The 4,701-nt window shown below is 71.4% G+C and carries 5 protein-coding genes; 2 read left to right on the top strand and 3 right to left on the bottom strand.

Annotated features, from left to right (window positions below; all coding sequences use genetic code 11):
- The coding region (locus ABT367_RS40940) for a dihydroxyacetone kinase subunit DhaK (RefSeq protein WP_352259013.1) at positions 1 to 494 on the bottom strand (494 nt) is incomplete at its 3' end.
- A 328-nt stretch (positions 495 to 822) separates the two neighbouring features.
- On the opposite strand from ABT367_RS40940, the gene ABT367_RS40935 reads away from it, so the two are divergent.
- A complete protein-coding gene (locus ABT367_RS40935; protein WP_352259012.1) occupies positions 823 to 1,944 on the top strand; it encodes a glycerol dehydrogenase in 1,122 nt (373 codons plus the stop codon).
- A gap of 23 nt (positions 1,945 to 1,967) precedes the next feature.
- Here the strand turns inward: ABT367_RS40935 and ABT367_RS40930 are convergent, their stop codons facing one another.
- Positions 1,968 to 2,912: an SDR family oxidoreductase gene (locus ABT367_RS40930; protein ID WP_352259010.1), complete on the bottom strand. Its 945-nt coding sequence runs from the start codon at positions 2,910 to 2,912 to the stop codon at positions 1,968 to 1,970.
- 238 nt (positions 2,913 to 3,150) lie between these two features.
- Here ABT367_RS40930 and ABT367_RS40925 point away from each other — a divergent pair, with 238 nt between their 5' ends.
- Positions 3,151 to 3,993, top strand: a complete 843-nt coding sequence (locus ABT367_RS40925) for a helix-turn-helix transcriptional regulator (RefSeq protein WP_352259008.1) — start codon at positions 3,151 to 3,153, stop codon at positions 3,991 to 3,993.
- A gap of 16 nt (positions 3,994 to 4,009) precedes the next feature.
- On the opposite strand, the gene ABT367_RS40920 is transcribed toward ABT367_RS40925, so the two are convergent.
- A partial coding sequence (locus tag ABT367_RS40920) for an MFS transporter (protein WP_352259006.1) occupies positions 4,010 to 4,701 on the bottom strand: 692 nt, incomplete at its 5' end.

Raw genomic sequence — 4,701 nt, 5'->3', positions numbered from 1 at the left:
GTCTCTGCCAGCGCGCCCGCGAGCTTCTCCACGAACAAGGTGGCGCCTGTGCCGCGGCGGCCCGCTCCCTCGCCGCGCGCGACGGCGACGTCGTCGTCGACCACGACGGTCTCCACCGCGATGCCGTCGTCGTCCGCGTCCTCGGCGGCCATGCCGAAGTTGAGGATGTCGCCCGTGTAGTTCTTGACGATGTGCAGCACACCCGCGCCGGCGTCCACGGCTGCGGTGGCCCGGCCGATGCGGTCCGGCACGGGCGAGGTGAACACCGGTCCCGCGACGGCCGCGTCCAGCATGCCGCGCCCGACAAAGCCCGCGTGCAGCGGCTCGTGACCGCTGCCGCCGCCGGACAGGATCCCGACCTTGCCGGGCACCTTGCCGCCGGCCCGCAGCACGATCCCGGCCTCGGCGTCGACGGCCAGCTCCGGGTGCGTGGCCGCCATCCCGCGCAGGGCGTCGGCGACCACGGTCTCCGGAGCGTTGATCAGCTTCTTCACGACGGACTTCTCCTTTGATGAATTCAACGGACGGAATATCCGCCATAAAGGCAGAGCTATTTCCGGCCCTGCGGGAGCTTTACGTGAAGATTATTCTCGGCGACGGGGTGCGCCATGGGTCTTTGGTCCCTGCCCGGCGGACAGAAAGACCCCTTCTGACGGCCGTGAACGGCCAGGTTATCGCCTTTTGGTGGTTCGGAATTCCTGTGGCACACTCCGGTCACCGGCTGCGGCGAACAATTCGCCGAATTGTCGATCGGCTCCTTTTATTTCTTCGACGAAGCAGGAATGGACCGTAGTCGGACGGCTTGCCACAGGAGGTTGCAGAATGAAAAACGTCGCCACCCGCATGCTCATCAGCCCGCCGAAGTACGTGCAGGGCGCGGGCGCCATGGGGACCCTCGGCGAGCACGTCGCACGCCTCGGCGAGAACGCCGTCGTCCTCGCGGACAAGGGCGTATGGGGACTGGTCGACGAAGCGGTCACGGCCTCGCTGTCCGCCGCAGGGGTCGAACTCACCAAGGAGACCTTCGGCGGTCTGTGCACGCAGGCCGAGATCGACCGTGTCACCGCCGCCGCCGAGGCAGCCGGCGCGGATGTGGTCGTCGGTATCGGCGGCGGCACCGCCATCGACACCGCCAAGGCCGTCGGACACGCCCGCGGTGACATCGCGGTGGTCAGCGCGCCGACCGTGGCCTCCACCGACGCTCCCACCAGCGCGCTCGCCGTCATCTACACCGAGGAAGGCGCCTTCGAGCGCTACTCCTTCTTCTCCCGCAACCCCAACCTGGTGCTCGTCGACACCCAGTTGGTCGCGGGCGCGCCGTCGCGCTTCATCGTCTCCGGCATGGGGGACGCACTCGCCACCTGGTACGAGGCGCGGGTCTGCGTCGCCGCCGAGCGCACGGCGATGGCCGGCGGCCTGGCAACCGGAGCCTCGCTGGCCCTGGCCAAGCTGTGCTGGGAGACGCTCATGGAGTACGGGCCGCAGGCGCGGCTCGCTGCCGAACAGCACGTGGTCACCCCGGCGTTGGAGAAGGTCACCGAGGCGAACACCCTGCTGTCCGGCCTCGGCTTCGAGAGCTGCGGTCTCGCCGCGGCCCACGGCATCCACAACGGCCTGACCGTCTCGCACAAGGTGCACGGCATGATGCACGGCGAGAAGGTCAACATCGGCACGCTCGCCCAGCTGATCCTCGAAGGCGCCCCCACCGCGGAGCTGGACACGTACCTCGAGTTCAGCCACGCTGTCGGCCTGCCCACCACGCTCGCCGGGATCGGCCTCGGCGACGCGGACCGCGAGGAGCTCCTGGCGATCGGCCGCGCCTCGACCGCACAGGGCGAGACGACGCACAACATGCCGTTCGAGGTGACCGAGCAGATGGTCGCCGACGCCCTGGTCGGCGGTGACGCCTACGCCCGTGCGTACGCGAGGAAGCACGCGGCCTGAGGTCCACGCATCCGCAGCTCGCCTCAGCTGTCGGGGAAGGCCACCTTAGTCAGCTCCTCGGAGCACTGCCAGATACGGCGGGCGTCCTCGGGCTTGTTCAGCGGGGAGTACAGCTTCTGCGGTCCGGGCGGGCCGCCCAAGTGGCCCGGCCCGCCCGGACCGTAGAGCTTGCCGCTCTCGGCGTCCGGGGCGGTGGCCGCGTACAGGGCGGGCAGCTTCGCGCTCTCGACCGTCCCGGCGAGGATGCCGCGCGAGGACAGCACACGGATCAGGCGTACGCCCAGGGTGTCCTTGTCGCGTCCCACCTCGGGCCGCGCCGCGAGCAGGTTCGTCGGCGCGACCCCGGGGTGGGAGAGGTTGCTGGTGATGCCCCAGCCGCCCGCCCGGCTGCGCCGGTGGAGTTCAAGACCGAAGAGCCCGAACGCGATCTTCGACTGGCGGTACGCCTTCATGCCGTCGTACGAGCGTTCCCAGTTCAGGTCGTCCCAGTTGATGGCGCCCCGGCTCGCCGCGACGCTGACCTGGGAGGTCACCCGCGCCCGGCCCGCGCGCAGCAGCGGAAGGAGCCGGCCCACCAGGGCGAAGTGGCCGAGGTGGTTGGTGCCGAACTGCAGCTCGAACCCGTCGGCGGTGAGCTGCCGGTCGGGCGGGGTCATGACGCCGGCGTTGTTGATGAGCAGATGGACCGGGTGCCCCTCGCCGCGGAGGGTCTCGCCGAGGGCCGCCACGGAGTCGAGCGAGGACAGGTCGAGGTCACGCAGCGACACCTTCGCGCCGGGCGCCGTACGGCGGATGGTCTCCAGCGCCGCCTCTCCCTTGCGGGGATTGCGTACGGGCAGGACCACCTCGGCCCCCGCCGCCGCGAGCCGGGTGGCGATACCGAGCCCGATGCCGTCGCTGGCACCCGTGACGACGGCACGCCGCCCGGTGAGGTCGGGGACAGTGATGTCGATGGGCTTGCGGGGCATGGGTTCACTCCTGGGAACGTGGGGCGGCTGATGTCACCGTCCGTGAAGGCACTCACCGGCCATCCTGCCCCCGGGCGAGGTGCTCTGCCGCTCGGCAAAGGGGGATCGAGAAGGCGTGGATACGGAGCTGCGCGGCCGGTAGAAAGGTGCATGAGCGGTCTGCGTGCAGGGACGGCTTGCGGGCCGGCGGAACAAGTGCGCCGGCGGCAGAAGATGTGCGCCGGCAAAGGAGGCCGCGTTGGTGATCGACCGGGCCGGGCTCGCCGCGTTCCTGCGGCGCCGCCGTGCGGTGCTGCAGCCCGAGGACGTGGGCCTCCCGCGCGGCAGGCGCCGCAGGACCAGCGGGCTGCGGCGCGAGGAAGTGGCCGCGCTCTGCCATATGTCCACCGACTACTACGCGCGGCTCGAGCGGGAACGCGGCCCGCAGCCGTCCGAGCAGATGATCGCGTCCATCGCGCAGGGGCTGCGGCTCTCCCTGGACGAGCGCGACCACCTGTTCCGTCTTGCCGGACACCACCCGCCCGTCCCCGGCACGGAGAGCGAGCACATCGGCCCGGGCATGCTCCGTGTCTTCGACCGGCTGCACGACACCCCCGCGGAGATCGTCACCGAACTGGGCGAGACGCTGCGGCAGACCCCGCTCGGCGTCGCGCTCACCGGTGATCTGACCGCGTACACCGGCCCGGCCCGCAGCATCGGCTACCGCTGGTTCACCGACCCCGCCGCGCGCGCCCTGTACGCGCCCGAGGACCACGCCTTCCTCACCCGCATGTTCGCCTCCGGCCTGCGCGGGGTGCTCACGCTGCGCGGGCCCGGGTCACGCGCGGCCCACCTCGCCGAACTGCTGCTCGCGCAGAGCGAGGAGTTCCGTGCGGTGTGGGACGCGCACGAGGTCGGCATCCGCCCCCACGAGGTGAAGCGCTTCGTCCACCCGGAGGTCGGCGCCCTGGAGCTGACCTGCCAGACCCTGCTCGAACCGGGCCAGTCGCACTACCTGCTCGTCTACACCGCCCTGCCCGGCAGCGAGAGTTACGAGAAGCTGGAACTCCTGTCCGTCATCGGGACGCAGACCCTTCGCTAGGGCGCGCCGTCCCGGATCAGGTGCCGGGCCCCGCCAGTGCCGTGACCCGGTCGCGGTCGCGCAGGGCCGGGACCAGTGCGGTGAGCATCAGCGCGGCGGTGCAGACGAAGGACAGCGGGTAGCCGATGCCGGCCGCGAGGAGACCGAAGCCGACGGCGCCCACACCCATGCCCGCGTCGTACGCGAAGTTCCACAGGGCGATGACGGTGGCGTAGCCCTCGCTCGGGACGCGCGCGTACATCAACGACAGCGTGGCGTTCTGCGCGATGCCGAAGCCGGCGCCGAACACGGTCACGCCGAGCACGACGGCGACCGGGCTGTGGGGCAGGGCCAGCAGTCCAGTGCCCAGGACCGACAGGAGCAGCCCGGGCAGGACGAGGCGCTGGGGTCCGTACCGGTCGCCGTGCCGGCCGGCGAGCCAGCGGGCCGCGGTGGACGTGGCGGGGTGGAGGAACAGGGCCACCGCGACGAGTCCGGTGGAGGCGGCGGGAACGGCGAGGGGGAGGAAGGTCACGATCACCCCCGTGGCCAGCGCCGAGGCACCGAACACCAGGGTGGGCCGCAGGAGTCGGCCCGTACGGAATCCGGCGAGCAGCCCGATGCGCCGGTCGCCGGCAGGCTCCTGGCGGGGCAGCGCCGGAACCGTCAGGATCGCGGCGAGGGCGACCACCCCGGCGGCCACGGACACCGGCACGTACCCGGTGCGGG

The organism is Streptomyces mesophilus (assembly GCF_040300965.1).
GTDB classification, from domain to species: Bacteria; Actinomycetota; Actinomycetes; order Streptomycetales; family Streptomycetaceae; genus Streptomyces; species Streptomyces mesophilus_A.
The sequence above is the reverse complement of the archived record's forward strand: the minus strand, read 5'-3'. Positions and strand labels throughout refer to the sequence as shown.